This window comes from Streptomyces sp. BR1, assembly GCF_052373795.1.
Classification (GTDB): domain Bacteria; phylum Actinomycetota; class Actinomycetes; order Streptomycetales; family Streptomycetaceae; genus Streptomyces.
In genome coordinates, this window is sequence record NZ_CM126252.1 from 6,968,768 (window position 1) to 6,980,838 (window position 12,071).

Annotated in this window: 17 protein-coding genes; 6 read left to right on the forward strand and 11 right to left on the reverse strand. The window is 69.2% G+C overall.

Annotated elements, in window-relative coordinates; all coding sequences use genetic code 11:
- On the reverse strand, window positions 1–693 hold the full coding sequence (locus ACT1U9_RS30710; RefSeq protein ID WP_444535882.1) for an SRPBCC family protein: 693 nt from the start codon (window positions 691–693) through the stop codon (window positions 1–3).
- A 157-nt stretch (window positions 694–850) separates the two neighbouring features.
- On the opposite strand from ACT1U9_RS30710, the gene ACT1U9_RS30715 reads away from it, so the two are divergent.
- Window positions 851–1,498, forward strand: a complete 648-nt coding sequence (locus ACT1U9_RS30715; protein ID WP_444539294.1) for a TetR/AcrR family transcriptional regulator — start codon at window positions 851–853, stop codon at window positions 1,496–1,498.
- Window positions 1,499–1,522: 24 nt separating this feature from the next.
- On the opposite strand, the gene ACT1U9_RS30720 is transcribed toward ACT1U9_RS30715, so the two are convergent.
- Window positions 1,523–1,849 carry a plasmid stabilization protein gene (locus ACT1U9_RS30720; RefSeq protein ID WP_444535883.1) on the reverse strand — a complete coding sequence of 109 codons (327 nt, stop codon included), beginning with the start codon at window positions 1,847–1,849 and terminating at the stop codon, window positions 1,523–1,525.
- Between the two features lie 249 nt (window positions 1,850–2,098).
- On the opposite strand from ACT1U9_RS30720, the gene ACT1U9_RS30725 reads away from it, so the two are divergent.
- Window positions 2,099–2,260, forward strand: coding sequence for a hydrophobic protein (locus tag ACT1U9_RS30725; RefSeq protein WP_444535884.1), 162 nt, complete (start codon window positions 2,099–2,101; stop codon window positions 2,258–2,260).
- Between the two features lie 82 nt (window positions 2,261–2,342).
- Here ACT1U9_RS30725 and ACT1U9_RS30730 read toward each other — a convergent pair whose 3' ends face one another.
- The 4 genes from ACT1U9_RS30730 to ACT1U9_RS30745 form a co-directional block, all read right to left on the reverse strand.
- The gene (locus ACT1U9_RS30730) at window positions 2,343–2,591 is read right to left on the reverse strand and encodes a DUF5133 domain-containing protein (RefSeq protein WP_444539295.1); all 249 of its coding nucleotides are present in this window, start codon (window positions 2,589–2,591) and stop codon (window positions 2,343–2,345) included.
- 127 nt (window positions 2,592–2,718) lie between these two features.
- Entirely contained in the window at window positions 2,719–2,961 is a 243-nt protein-coding gene (locus tag ACT1U9_RS30735) for a hypothetical protein (protein ID WP_444535885.1), read from the reverse strand.
- A 116-nt stretch (window positions 2,962–3,077) separates the two neighbouring features.
- Window positions 3,078–3,764, reverse strand: coding sequence for a hypothetical protein (locus ACT1U9_RS30740; RefSeq protein WP_444535886.1), 687 nt, complete (start codon window positions 3,762–3,764; stop codon window positions 3,078–3,080).
- 76 nt (window positions 3,765–3,840) lie between these two features.
- On the reverse strand, window positions 3,841–4,503 hold the full coding sequence (locus ACT1U9_RS30745) for a M15 family metallopeptidase (RefSeq protein WP_444535887.1): 663 nt from the start codon (window positions 4,501–4,503) through the stop codon (window positions 3,841–3,843).
- A gap of 161 nt (window positions 4,504–4,664) precedes the next feature.
- On the opposite strand from ACT1U9_RS30745, the gene ACT1U9_RS30750 reads away from it, so the two are divergent.
- Window positions 4,665–5,915 (forward strand): helix-turn-helix domain-containing protein, encoded by a 1,251-nt coding sequence (locus tag ACT1U9_RS30750; RefSeq protein WP_444535888.1) that lies wholly within the window; start codon window positions 4,665–4,667, stop codon window positions 5,913–5,915.
- A gap of 82 nt (window positions 5,916–5,997) precedes the next feature.
- Window positions 5,998–6,345: a hypothetical protein gene (locus ACT1U9_RS30755; RefSeq protein ID WP_444535889.1), complete on the forward strand. Its 348-nt coding sequence runs from the start codon at window positions 5,998–6,000 to the stop codon at window positions 6,343–6,345.
- Between the two features lie 475 nt (window positions 6,346–6,820).
- Here the strand turns inward: ACT1U9_RS30755 and ACT1U9_RS30760 are convergent, their stop codons facing one another.
- Both ACT1U9_RS30760 and ACT1U9_RS30765 read right to left on the reverse strand, forming a co-directional pair.
- Window positions 6,821–7,462 (reverse strand): TetR/AcrR family transcriptional regulator, encoded by a 642-nt coding sequence (locus tag ACT1U9_RS30760; protein WP_444535890.1) that lies wholly within the window; start codon window positions 7,460–7,462, stop codon window positions 6,821–6,823.
- Window positions 7,459–7,845, reverse strand: a complete 387-nt coding sequence (locus ACT1U9_RS30765) for a VOC family protein (protein WP_188273577.1) — start codon at window positions 7,843–7,845, stop codon at window positions 7,459–7,461. The genes ACT1U9_RS30760 and ACT1U9_RS30765 overlap by 4 nt, the downstream gene beginning before the upstream one ends.
- A gap of 352 nt (window positions 7,846–8,197) precedes the next feature.
- On the opposite strand from ACT1U9_RS30765, the gene ACT1U9_RS30770 reads away from it, so the two are divergent.
- A complete protein-coding gene (locus tag ACT1U9_RS30770) occupies window positions 8,198–9,337 on the forward strand; it encodes an alkene reductase (protein WP_444535891.1) in 1,140 nt (379 codons plus the stop codon).
- A 10-nt stretch (window positions 9,338–9,347) separates the two neighbouring features.
- Here the strand turns inward: ACT1U9_RS30770 and ACT1U9_RS30775 are convergent, their stop codons facing one another.
- The 3 genes from ACT1U9_RS30775 to ACT1U9_RS30785 form a co-directional block, all read right to left on the reverse strand.
- Window positions 9,348–9,590: a hypothetical protein gene (locus ACT1U9_RS30775; RefSeq protein WP_444535892.1), complete on the reverse strand. Its 243-nt coding sequence runs from the start codon at window positions 9,588–9,590 to the stop codon at window positions 9,348–9,350.
- Between the two features lie 234 nt (window positions 9,591–9,824).
- Entirely contained in the window at window positions 9,825–10,796 is a 972-nt protein-coding gene (locus ACT1U9_RS30780; RefSeq protein WP_444535893.1) for an SMP-30/gluconolactonase/LRE family protein, read from the reverse strand.
- 169 nt (window positions 10,797–10,965) lie between these two features.
- A complete protein-coding gene (locus ACT1U9_RS30785) occupies window positions 10,966–11,400 on the reverse strand; it encodes a nucleoside deaminase (protein ID WP_444535894.1) in 435 nt (144 codons plus the stop codon).
- 212 nt (window positions 11,401–11,612) lie between these two features.
- Between ACT1U9_RS30785 and ACT1U9_RS30790 the strand changes: the two genes are divergently transcribed.
- Window positions 11,613–12,059, forward strand: coding sequence for an Lrp/AsnC family transcriptional regulator (locus ACT1U9_RS30790; RefSeq protein ID WP_444535895.1), 447 nt, complete (start codon window positions 11,613–11,615; stop codon window positions 12,057–12,059).
- The last annotated feature ends 12 nt before the right edge of the window (window positions 12,060–12,071 follow it).

Genomic DNA, 12,071 nt, shown 5'->3' on the forward strand with positions numbered 1-12,071 from the left:
TCAGGAGCGGTGGTGGGCTTCGGCGGTGGTCTTGAGGTCGGCGAGCCAGGCGTCGAGGCCTGGTGCGAGGTAAGTGAGGGAGGTGGCCGGGTCGGCCTCGATCTGCTTGCCGGTCCAGCTCTCCTCGGTGCGGACGAGGACGCCGCCCTTGACCTTGATGAAGTTCCAGACGTGGATGCCCCGGTCGATACGCAGGCCGTCGCCGACGGCGGGTCCGCTCCAGCGGATGCACTGGTTGCGCTGGATCTGCTGGACGGACGAGGTGATGACGAGGGTGGTGGCGGGTGTTGTGGGCGTGGGGGGCGCCGGGGTGGTCCAGCGGAACTGCGAACCCGTACGCAGCGGTCCCGGGTCCAGCCGTTTCATGGAGGTGATGGACGCCTGCCAGGAGGGCCAGCCTTCGGCGTCGGTGTGCAGCTTCCAGATAGTGCTCAGCGGAGCCTTGATGAGGGTTTCGGTCCGGTAGTGGATCTTGGCCGTGGGGTCGATGCCCTTGCCCTGACAGGTCACCGCGCCGGGATGTGCGGTGTGGCGGGCCGTCTCGTCGCGGACGGCGGTGGTGGCGTGGGCCGGTGAAGCGGTGGTGCCGAGGAGTCCGGCGGCGGTCAGTAAGAGTGTGAGCCGGGCGGCCCTCGGCTTGGCCCGGTGCCGGGTCTGCGGGTCCGGTGAGGTGGACGGGCGGGTGTCGGTCATGACGTTCTCCTCGTTCCTCGACTGCTGCGGAGGCCGCGCGTTAGCGCTTCTCCCGACAGTTAGAAGCTATAACGCTCCAATGTGAGCGTCAATAGGGAACGTGAGAGCCTCTAGCTAGACTTCGGTGGTGTCACACCGGCCGGGGAAGGGGCAGCTGATGACGGAACCAGGTGGGCAGAGCCCGCGGGAGCGCTACCGGGCGCAGGTGCGCGCGGAGATCAAGCAGCACGCGTGGGAGCAGGTCGCCACGGCGGGGGTGTCCGCGCTGTCGCTCAACGCGATCGCCAAGCAGATGGGCATGAGCGGTCCCGCCCTGTACCGCTACTTCGCCAGTCGCGACGAGTTGATCACGGCGCTGATCCGCGATGCCTACCGAAGCCTCGCCGACACCGTCCGCACGGCATTCGACTCCGGCGCCGACCTGTTCGGGCTGGCCGGTGTCATCCGGGAATGGGCCCGCAGCGACCCGCACCGGTACTTCCTCATCTACGGCACGCCCGTCCCGGGCTATCACGCGCCCGACGACATCACCGCGATCTCGTCCGAGGTCATGACCGTGCTGATCGAATCCTGTGGCGCGCTGGCAGCGGACAGCCCGACGACGCCCTTCGACGCCCACCTGGAGAACCACCGCGAGTGGGCCGACGGCCATCCGGCGACAGCCGCGACGCTGCATCGCGCCCTGTCGTTCTGGACCCGCCTGCACGGAGTGCTTTCGCTCGAACTAGCGGGCCACTTCACCGGGATGGCATTCGACCCCGAACTGCTGATCACCGAGGAACTGAATATCCTGCCGCCGCGCTGACGAGGTCCTCGGCCGAGGGGGGCGTTACTTTCCGCCGAGCGCCCGCTTGAGCTGGGCCTTGTCCATGTTGGAGCGGCCGTGGATGTTGCGGCGCTGGGCCTCGGCGTAGAGCTGGTCGTAGGTCGGGCCCTGTGAACCGCTGTGTGAGCGCTGTCCGCCTCGCTTCGACGACGACATGTCCTCGATGGAGATCTTGCTGGTGGTCTTCGACTCACCGGCCCGCGCCCGCTCCTTGTTGACGGTCCTGGCGGCGATCTCCTTGGCACGCTTGGTGCTCTCGCCGCGTTCTTCGGCGCTTTCCTTGATGTGCTCGTACTGACGCTCCCGCTTGGGGCTGGATCCGCGAGGCATTTCGACTCCTTGGCTGCTTGAAGGCTTCCTGAAATGAGTGTGGGTTTACCTTCGGTGCTTGATGGTCACCCCGCAATTCGGGCGGCGGGTTCGTTGGTGGTTTCGCGTTTACGAGACGTACATGGGCGGCGAAGGACAGGTCCCCGTCGTACGCCGCCAGGCCCGTGAAATGGCTACCCTGGAGTCAACCCTCGTCGAATGAATGGGGAGGTCGAATGAGGGCGCATGACGTGCTGGAGGCTGATTTCCATGGTCCCTCTGCTCCTCGTTCTGCTGCTGATCCTGCTCCTCTTCGGTGTCGGATTCGCGGTGAAGATTCTGTGGTGGGTCGCCATCGTTTGTCTGGTCGTGTGGCTCGTCGGCTTCGTCGCCCGGCCGAGGGGCGGATCCAGGCGTTGGTATCGCTGGTGAGGGAAGTTCGAGCGAACTGTTTCCGCCGAGCCGAGTCCGTAGCGGCCGGACTTCGCGTACGAAGCAGGCCCGACCGTCGGTGCTACTCGCTGCCCAGCCCGAGCGGCGGCGCGGCCTGCACGGTGTGATGGCCGGACCCACCCAGATATCGCTCGGCGGCCGTGGCCGCCTCGCGCGCCGTTCGCTCTCCCATGAGTACGCACAGCGTGTACGCGGTGTCCTCGAAGCGTCGGCGAACGCTCGCCTCATGGGGGTTCGCCAGGACGGAGCGCTCCTGCGCGCGGTAATGGAAGAGCAGCCGGGCGAGGATGATCTTGTCGGGCAGCAGCATCGTGACCTCCTGGCCGTGGGCCGAGCGCACCCATCATGCCCACCCCCGGCCACCTTCGCGATCCGTGCGGTTGCGGGGAGTGATCGGCCCGCACTCCCGCATACCGCAGGCCGTACCGAGAGCTGGTTCACGCCACATGCCGGGACGTCTGACGGTGCCGGGCGACGGAGCTGCCGTTCCGGCGCCGGATGCCCCACTCGGGCGGAGCGTCGGCCCGGTGTTCGCGTACGGCGTGCAGGTGGCGCCCGGGCGGTACGGACGGCCCAGGTTGTGCGGACTCGGAGGCGCCGAGCATGCGTTCTTCGTAACGGGCCAGGCCGAGCAGGATGCTCAGCATCAACGGCGGGAAGAGGACAGCCACGATGACCACGACGACTCCTCGAAGGTGGACGCGTCTGTCAGTTCGCGTAGCCCTCCACGCGCATCGGAAACACAGAAATCCACATCCGGTGCCGGAACCGGACGGCGGGGACGGGGGTGGGTATGTCAAACTCCGCCGTACGCAACGGTCCTCGCGGGACCGATCTCGTGGCTCAAACGTTCGACCAACTCCCGCCCCCGCAGGTCCAGTTCCTGCCTCCTGGCGTCGTCCCGGTCGTCATCGCGGTCCTCCAGCCACAGGTTCATGGCGGAGTCGACGTCGTGCGCCCATTCGTACAGATCGTCCACGAGTTCGCCGGACAGACCGAGCGCGGCGGCCGGGTCATCGGGAGCGAAGTCCCCGAAGCCGTCCGCGCGGAGCGGATACCACTTGTATTCGCCTTGGACGGTGATGTGCAGCGGATGCGGTGGGTTGCCGTGCGAGTCGAGCGTCCAGTGCAGGCGCGCGCACCCCCAGCACACGAATTTGGCCGTGTCGTGGCTCGCGTCCCAATAACGTACGACCCACACGGGCCCGAGATGCGATGCGAGGGACTGCGCGAGCTCCACACCCCGTTTCGTGTACTTACGCAGCGCCGGGCGAGAGGCGAACCCGCTGGGCGGGAAGGCCTGAGACCAGGATGCCAACTGCTCGGCCAGCCGGTCGGGAAGCGCCAGCGCGGGGTCGTCGAGGGCGAGGGCGTGGGTGAACTCGGCGGGGTCTCCGTCGCCTTGGTCCTCCGTCGTGCGCAAGGGAGAGCTTTCGCCCTGGGCACGAACGACAAGGTGGCGCGGTTCGGGGATGAGGGTCATGCGGGGTTTGCTCCGACGATGAATGCGATGAAGTCGTTTTCGGCCCACCGGCATGGCTGGCCCGTTCTGTTGGAGGCTACCTCTGCGGGGCAAACTCCTTCGGGCCGTACAGCGCAGCGGGCTCTCCAGCGAGCAGAGCCCAATAACGGTCCCCAAAGGACCAATGCCACCATTCCGTGGGGTAGTTGATCAGCCACACGGCTGTGAGTACACCACCCAACAGCTTCCGGTTGGCGCGGGCTTCCTCGCTGATGTTCGTGGCGTGCGTGTAGCAGGCGCCGTCGCTTTCCTCCGGGTCCGCGTTCATCCGCGTGCCCAGGTCAAGTTCGCGCCCGTCGGCGCCGGCCAGGGTGAGGTCGACGGCCGCGCCGGCGCTGTGCGGAGCGATGTCGGGCGGCGATACGTACCGGCTTGCCGCCGAGTGGACCTGGTCGGCGGACCAATCGGGATGATCGGCTCGCAGCCGGTCCGCGTACTCCTCGAAGTACTCCCGTTGCAGGGACGGCGGCCGGTACCCCTCGACGAACAGCAACCGCACGCCCTGCGGCAGCATCGCCTGCGCCTTCAACAACCGCTCCAGTACGCCTTCCCGCACGTATGCGAAGGCATCCACCGGGTCCTGCTTGCGTACGTCGACCAGCAACGAGCGGGATCCTCGCACGTCCACGAGGCGTTCACCGCACTCCGCAACGGGTATGGCGGCGACCTTCGGATCCGACATCAAGACGATCTCAGTCATGGAGTGATCATCGCGCCACGGCGGCGCAGGCCGCCAGGCCGTGGTCCGGCCGTCCGTAACCCTCCGGTGGGGCAGGCGGCGCGGCTTCGCTCATCCTGAAGCGCCGCACGCCCCTACCCTGGCAGTGACGAGCTGTACTGCGATGGATGAGGGGCAAGGCCGTGTCGTCTGATGCAACCCCGGACCCGTACGTCGACCCGCTGAAGTTCGGGCAGAGAATGCAAGTCCTGCGCGAGCGGCGGGGGATGAGCCGGACCGTCCTCGCGGGCCTCGTCGGGATGTCCGCGTCGTGGGTGAAACGCGTCGAGAACGGCCAACTCCAGGCTCCGGGGCTCGACATGGTCCTGCGGATCGCCGAGGCGCTGCGCGTCCGTGACCTCGCGGACCTGACCGGCCGCCATGACAGGCACGTCGACATGTTCATCGGCCCGGGCCATCCGCGTCTCGCCGCAGTACGTGCCGCGATCGACTCGTATCCGTACACCGCGGATCGCGAAGCAGCGTCGGCCGCGCACCTTCAGGCGCGCCTCACGCGCGCGTGGACCGCGCGGCACGAAGCACCGCACCATCGCGAGGTGATCGGCAGGCTGCTGCCGGATCTGATCCGGGACGCCCAGCTCGCGGTGAAGCAGGCCGAACGTCCCGCCGACTGGCGAGCCGCGCAGGCGCTCCTGGCCGAGGTGTACTCGCTGTCGCAGTTCTTCGTCGCCTACCAGCCGGACTCGTCCCTGCTCTGGCGCGTGGCCGAACGGGGTTTGATCGCCGCGCAGCAGAGCGAGGACCCGCACGCGGTCGGGGTGGCGGCCTGGCTGATGGCGCAGGCACACCGCGACTCCGGCCCCGCGCACTACGACGCGGCGGACGCCGTGAACCTGGAGACGCTTGCCTACCTGGAGCCGCTGCTCCCCGACGCGTGCGACGACGTCCTCGCCATCGTCGGTGCGCTCCAGTTCGAGGCCGGCTACACGGCCGCCCGGCGCGGCCACACCGGCACCGCATGGCGCTACTGGGACGCGGCGCGGTCCGTGGCCGAGCGGCTGCCGGAGACCTATTACCACCCCGTCACGAGCTTCTCGCGCGCCATCATGGGTGCCCATGCGGTGACGGTGGCCGTGGAACTGCATGCCGGTCCGGAGTCGGTGCGACAGGTCGCGCGGGCCGACGCGATGACGATCCCCTCCCGGCCGCGCCGGGCCCGGCACCGGATCGAGGAGGCTCGCGGGTTCCAACTGGACGGACAGCCCGACGTGGCCATCGCGACCCTCGACAAGGCATACGAGGCCGCGCCGGAGACCATCCGGTACAACGGCTACGCGAAGCGGATCATCCTGGAGGAGTCCGAGTCGAAGGTGACCGGCCGTCGGCGCAGGGCCTGTGAGCTCGCGGTGAAGATCGGCATGCTGGCCGCGTGAGGGGACACAATCTGTGTCCTCCCCTTGGCAGTTGGGATCCTACGGTCGGTGGTGATCCGACACCCACCGGAGGAGCCTCCCCGTGTACGCCATCAGCATCGGAACCGGCAGGTCCGAAACCGCCCCCGCCACCCGCGTCGCCCTCTACGCCTGCATCGCGGACGGCCGCGACCCCGACGACGTCATGGGCACACTGCGGGCTCACGCCAGGGCGAAGGGCTGGAGCGTCGCGGCCGCCCTGTACGACCTCGGCCCGATCGACCGGCCCAAGAGCGAGCGCTCCTCCCTGACCCGGGTCACCCGTCTGGTGGAGGACGGCAAGGCCGACGGGATCGTGACCCTCGACGAAACGCACCTCGCCACGGCGAAGCTCCGCGGCTGGCTCGACGGCCTCGGCGACGCGGCGTTCGTCGAGGCGGTGTCGTCATGACGAGCCGGCACACCGACACCGACAGAGCGATCGCCGACTGGCTCGCGTCCGCGCACCCCAACCCCTCAACTGCCCAGCGGGATTGGGGCGTCGGCGGCGTCGCGTTACTGCCCACCGGGCAGGCCTTCGACGCCGTCCGCATCTCCGCCGCGATCGTCCACGCGGCCGCCGGCGGCCAGGACCCGGACCTCGTCGCGGCATGCCTCGGCGACGTCGTCGACGGCCCCGTCATCCACGACGCTACGACGCGAGCGTCTGGTACTACGCCCTGGTACCCGTGGGCAGTTGCGCCCGGCACCTTGCCCATGACGCGATGTGCCTCTCGTCCGCCACCACATGGCTCGGCGTCCCCGCCGTACACCGCACGGCCCGCCCCGGCGCGTACTGGATCAACCCGCCCACGCGCCGTGGGGACTTGTGCACCCCGGAAGGAGTCGACGAGGTCGTCCGGCTCGGGCGCCGACAGGCGGGTTGATCAGGAGTGGCCGGCGGAGTGTCCGCGCAGGTGCGCGGGGGTTCGGCTGACGCGGACCAAGTGGTCGAAGTCGACCGCCGCCCCACGTAGCAGCAGGTCCACGACGTCGGCTGCCGACGGGCGGGTTGTCGTCGTCTCGCCGAGGAGCGCCCGTTGGTATACGGACGCGGCGAGCAGGTCGACGAGGACGTCGGGGTTCACGTCGGGGCGCAGGTCACCCCGGCCGACGGCCCGTTCCACGGCGGTGGTTGCGGCCTGTCGGCTCGGCAGTACGAGCACGTCGGTCAGTCGCTGGTGCAGTTCCGGCTCGCGGGCGCAGTCGGCGACCAGCGGTGCCAGGACCCCGCGCGGCAGCCGCTCGTGCAGTGCCTCGTCCAGCAGCCGTACGCTCTGCATCAGATCGCAGCGCGTGCAGTTGTTGTCCGGGACGGGCGGTACGGCCAGTATCGATGCGAGCGCGTCGATGAGCAGGTCCTGGCGGCGGGGCCAGCGACGGCGGATGGCCGCCTTGGTGGTGCCCGCCTGCGCCGCGACCCCTTCCATCGCGAAGCCCGAATAGCCGTGGGTCCGCAGGATGTCGAGGGTGGCGGTCAGAACGGCGGCGTCGATCGCCGGGTCGCGCGGCCGGCCCGCCGAGCTCACTCGGCGTCCTGCGGGTACCAGCGCAGCTCGACGGTGTTGCCCTCCGGGTCCTGGACGTAGACGGAGATGGCGGAGCCACGCGCGCCGAACCGCGGAACGGGACCGTCGAGGACGGTGAACACGCCCGAGTCGATGACCTCCTGCCAGTCCAGCGGGTCGACGACGAGGCAGATGTGGTCGACGTTGGACTCGCCGCGCGGCCGGTCGAACAGGTCGATGATCGTGTTCGCGTTGACCCGGACAGAGGGGAAGGGGACCTTCCCGGCCCGCCACTCCTCGACACGGACCGGCTCCAGACCGAGCGGCCCGGTGTAGAAGTCCAGGGCGCGCTCGACGTCCTGGACGTTGAGGACGAGGTGGTCGAAGTCCTTGACACGCAGCATGGGACAGAGCCTTTCAGTTCCGTGAGGTCAGGTCAGTTCCGGGTGGAAGCCCGTTTGGCATTTCGTTCCGAACCGGATCGGATCGTAACAGGGAAGTGGGCTCTCGGGGAAGAGGCGCGTGACGGGGGTGATCGGTGCGCGTCGGGCACCGTGCGGGGAGCAGCACATCCAGGGCGCGGTCGAGTTCGGCTGTCTGTCACTGTCTGCGCCGCGCGCGCCGGCAGGTCCGGATTGGGCATCCTGGCGCCGGGTCGCAGACCGAAGTGGACGGGCGGGCCACCGTAGACCAGGGCTGCCTCACCCCGCCGCCGCACTTGAATCTGACACCAATGTCAACTTCTACGGTACGGGCATGACGCGTACACCAGTGAACCCCGGACTCCTCACCCCCGCCCGTCTCGGCCCGCTGCACCTGCCCAACCGGCTGGTCATGGCGCCGCTCACCCGGAACAGGGCCGATGCCGACGGCGTTCCGGGGGCCTTGATGGCCACGTACTACGCCCAGCGGGCCTCGGCAGGGCTGATCATCGCGGAGGGCACCACGCCGAACGCCGTGGGGCAGACCTACCCCAACATCCCCGGGATCCACAGCGCCGCGCACATCGCGGGATGGCGGCAGGTCACCGACGCGGTGCGTGCGGCGGGAGGGCGGATGTTCCTCCAACTCCAGCACGGCGGCCGGGTGGGTCACCCGGACAACAGCGGACTCATGCCGCTGGCCCCTTCACCCGTCGCGCTCCCCGAGACGATCCACACGCCCACCGGACGTCAACCCTCCGTCGTGCCCCTCGCCATGAGCATCGAGGACGTCCGCATGACCGTGGCCGACTTCGCCCAAGCGGCCCGCAACGCGGTCGAGGCAGGCTTCGCCGGGGTCGAGGTGCACGCCGCCAACGGGCAGCTTCTGCACCAGTTCATGGCGCAGAACACCAACCTCCGCAGTGACGACTACGGCGGCTCGGTCGCGGGCCGTATTCGCTTCGTCGTCGAGGTCACCAGGGCCGTCGCCGACTCGATCGGGCCCGAGAGGACGGGCGTGCGGATCTCCCCGGCGAACACCGTCAACGGCATCGAGGAGGGCGATACCGAACACATCTACCCCGCGCTCCTCGGCGAGCTCGCCGACCTCCAACTTGCCTATCTTCACATGGAGTTCGCCGACCCCGAGAGCGCGCTCTTCGCCGATATCCGCGGCCGCTGGCCCGGCACGCTGATGGCCAACCCGAACCTGGGCTGGCCCGCCGCGATGCCCGCCGACGGCGGCCGGGACGCGGGCGAACGCCTGCTGGCCGCAGGCGCCGACCTGATCTCGCTGGGCCGCGCGTTCCTCGCCAACCCCGACCTCGTGGAACGCCTCCAGATCGGCGCGCCCCTCAACCCCGTACGGGACAAGTACACGATGTACGTGGGCGGTTCGACCGGTTACACCGACTACCCCACCCTGAGCGCGGCCGACGGACGGTCGCTCACGCTGCAACGTACGGCGGCTTGAGGCTCGGCATTCATGAGAACGCGTTCACGCCGGTGAGCTCGCTGGAGAGGTCCCAGAGCCGAGCTGCTGCGTCGGGGTCGGTGACCCATGGTTTGACGCCCCCGATCAGCATGTCGTCCGTCACGGCCGGTTCGGCGATGTCGCAGTCCTGGCAGTAGGCCCCTCCGTACCCTCCGAGCAGTGGCGACGTCGCCGCCCACACGGCCGTCGCCGCGCCCTGCGCGGGGGTTTTTGAATCCTTCGGCGGGCTCACCCTCCCGGCGTCACGCAGCCCTGTACGAGCACGACCGCCTCGCGCTGCTGCGGGAGCACGAGCAGAACGTACGCACCAGGATTGACGACTTGAACGCCAGCCTGGAGGTGATTCACGGCAAGGTCGCCAGGCATGAGCAGCACGTCCGCGACGGGACAGCTGAGGGGGTGTGGTCCCCGACGCCCTCGCGATGACAGCGCGGTCGCCCTGCCACCTCCGCCCGGGCGCGCGCGTTCACAGGTCGCACCAGGCGATGGTCCCCTCCACCAGACTGCCGAGAACCAGCCGCCCGTCGCGCTGGGCCACACTGGTCGCCATACGGTACTGACGCCCCCGCGCCCGTAGTTCGCGTACCACCTGGCCATCGATGCCGACCTCGACCACACGCCCGGGGCGAGGTGGCGGGGCCGGTAGACGGCGGGCTGTGGCGGCCACCGTCCGGCGTACTCGGGGTGCGGCGCGGTGCAGCCACTCCAGGGGTGGCATGCGCGATCCGGCGAGTGCGACCCAGAAGCCCCCGCCAGGGCTTTGTGACAGGTTGTCAGGAAAGCCCGGCAGGTCAGCGGTCAGGGTGTCGCGCCGACCTGCGTCGGAGCCGGTCAGCCACAGCCGGGTGAGCCGCCACGCCCCGGTCTCCGCCACCACGACGTACGACTCGTCGGGCGCGAGCGCCACCCCGTTCGCGAACTGGAGCCCGTCGAGCAGCACTTCGGGCTCACCCCCGGGTGCCAGTCGCACGAGCAGGCCCGTGGGCTGGTGCTCGACGATGTCGGAGAGCCAGTCGTCCAGCCCGTAACGGCGGCTGGAGACGCTGAAGTAGACCGTGCCGTCCGAAGCCGCGACCACGTTGCTGCAGAACCGCAGGGGTTTCCCGGCCACCGAGTCGGCCAGCACCTCGACGCCCTGGTCGCCGCCGTCCGGATCGAGCCGGAGCAGCCCGAGCTCCGCGTCACACACCAACAGCCGCCCATCGGAGAGCACTTCGAGCCCGAGAGGTCGCCCTCCCGTTCGGCCGACTTCCCGTACGCGGGCGGGGTGGTCGGGATGGTCCCGATCGGGCAGCTCGATCCGCAGGATGCGCCCGTCCGCGACACCGGTGAGCACTCGTCCGGAACTGTCGAAGACGACGTCTTCAGGGCCGGTACCGCCGAGTTCGACGAGGTGGAGGGGAGGCAGCGGGGCGCGGACGGACGGGGCGCGGTTCACGCGGTGCTCCGCACGCGGTGGGTTTGCAGGCAGTGACGCATTGCCTCAGCGTAGGGAAGTGCCGTGCCGAGGGCGATGGTTGTGGTCAGTGTGGCTGGATAGCGGACGGGGTGGGGCATGTCACGCGCGCCCGGTCAGCCGCAGAGCGCCTCCGGACACGCAGACAGCGTCATGGCCGGTAGTAGTCGTCGATGGGCGCGCGTGCCTCGTCGAACAGGGCCGGGCCGTCCTGTGCAATCGTCGGCCAGGCGCCGGACTTCGGGTTGAGCTCGATGAGTTGGTCGGTGGAGAGCGCGTAGACGACACGGCCGAGTCCGGAGCGGACGATGCCGCCGGCGCACATGGTGCACGGCTGGCAGCTGGTGTACATCGTCGTGCGTGCCGCCGTGTCGGGGTCGAGTTCGCGGGCGGCCCAGCGGGCGAGCTTCAGTTCCGGGTGGGCGCTGATGTCGTTGTCGCGCCGTACCGTGTTGTGGGCCTCGACGAGGATCGTGCCGTCGGGACCCGCCAGCAGGGAGCCGTACGGCGCGTCGCCGAGGGTGATGGCGCGGGCCGCGATCCCGATCGCGCGCCGCAGGAGGTCCTCGTCGGCGGGGGTGATCACGATGCTGTCCTCCAGTGTGTGGTTACGGCCGTGAGCGCCTGCCAGGCCGCCGAGTGGGGCCGCAGCAGGCCGGGATCGGCGCCGGGCCCGAAGCTCCGTACGGTGGCGCCAAGTTGCATGATCGGAGACTATCCGGGCGGTGGGACATGGAGGAACCGACTTCTCCTGGCAGTCTTGACCTTCCTCCGTCAATTTCCCGGTAATCTCGCGACATGGCCGTGAATCTCGACGACGTCGACTGGGCGATCATCGACCAGTTGCAGCAGGAAGCGCGTATCTCCCTCAGCGAGTTGGGACGGCGCGTGAGCCTCAGCCCGTCGGCGACCACGGAGCGGGTGCGGCAGTTGGAGGCGATGGGTGTCATCTCCGGGTACCACGCAGTGGTCGACCTGGCCAAGGTCGGCTACCCCGTGCTCGCCCTCGTCCGGTTGAAGTACCCGGGCAACCACCACCAGCCCTTGCGCCGGCTGCTCGCCGAGCGGCGGGAGATCCTGGAGTGTCTGCGTACCACCGGCGACGACTGTTACACCCTCAAGGTGGCCGCGACTTCCATGGGGCACCTGGAGACACTCATGGACGAGCTGGCCGGTTTCGGCAGTACGACCACCAGCGTCGTCTACAGCCAGACGCTGCCCTATCGCGGACCCGACCGGCCGTGACCGTCAACACCC

What these genes read in the sequence shown, in the direction of transcription:
- ACT1U9_RS30710 (WP_444535882.1), bottom strand. Translation starts at nt 693, where the DNA reads ATGACCGACACCCGCCCGTCCACCTCACCGGACCCGCAGACCCGGCAC.
- ACT1U9_RS30715 (WP_444539294.1), top strand. Translation starts at nt 851, where the DNA reads ATGACGGAACCAGGTGGGCAGAGCCCGCGGGAGCGCTACCGGGCGCAG.
- ACT1U9_RS30720 (WP_444535883.1), bottom strand. Translation starts at nt 1,849, where the DNA reads ATGCCTCGCGGATCCAGCCCCAAGCGGGAGCGTCAGTACGAGCACATC.
- ACT1U9_RS30725 (WP_444535884.1), top strand. Translation starts at nt 2,099, where the DNA reads ATGGTCCCTCTGCTCCTCGTTCTGCTGCTGATCCTGCTCCTCTTCGGT.
- ACT1U9_RS30730 (WP_444539295.1), bottom strand. Translation starts at nt 2,591, where the DNA reads ATGCTGCTGCCCGACAAGATCATCCTCGCCCGGCTGCTCTTCCATTAC.
- ACT1U9_RS30740 (WP_444535886.1), bottom strand. Translation starts at nt 3,764, where the DNA reads ATGACCCTCATCCCCGAACCGCGCCACCTTGTCGTTCGTGCCCAGGGC.
- ACT1U9_RS30745 (WP_444535887.1), bottom strand. Translation starts at nt 4,503, where the DNA reads ATGACTGAGATCGTCTTGATGTCGGATCCGAAGGTCGCCGCCATACCC.
- ACT1U9_RS30765 (WP_188273577.1), bottom strand. Translation starts at nt 7,845, where the DNA reads ATGCTGCGTGTCAAGGACTTCGACCACCTCGTCCTCAACGTCCAGGAC.
- ACT1U9_RS30770 (WP_444535891.1), top strand. Translation starts at nt 8,198, where the DNA reads ATGACGCGTACACCAGTGAACCCCGGACTCCTCACCCCCGCCCGTCTC.
- ACT1U9_RS30790 (WP_444535895.1), top strand. Translation starts at nt 11,613, where the DNA reads ATGGCCGTGAATCTCGACGACGTCGACTGGGCGATCATCGACCAGTTG.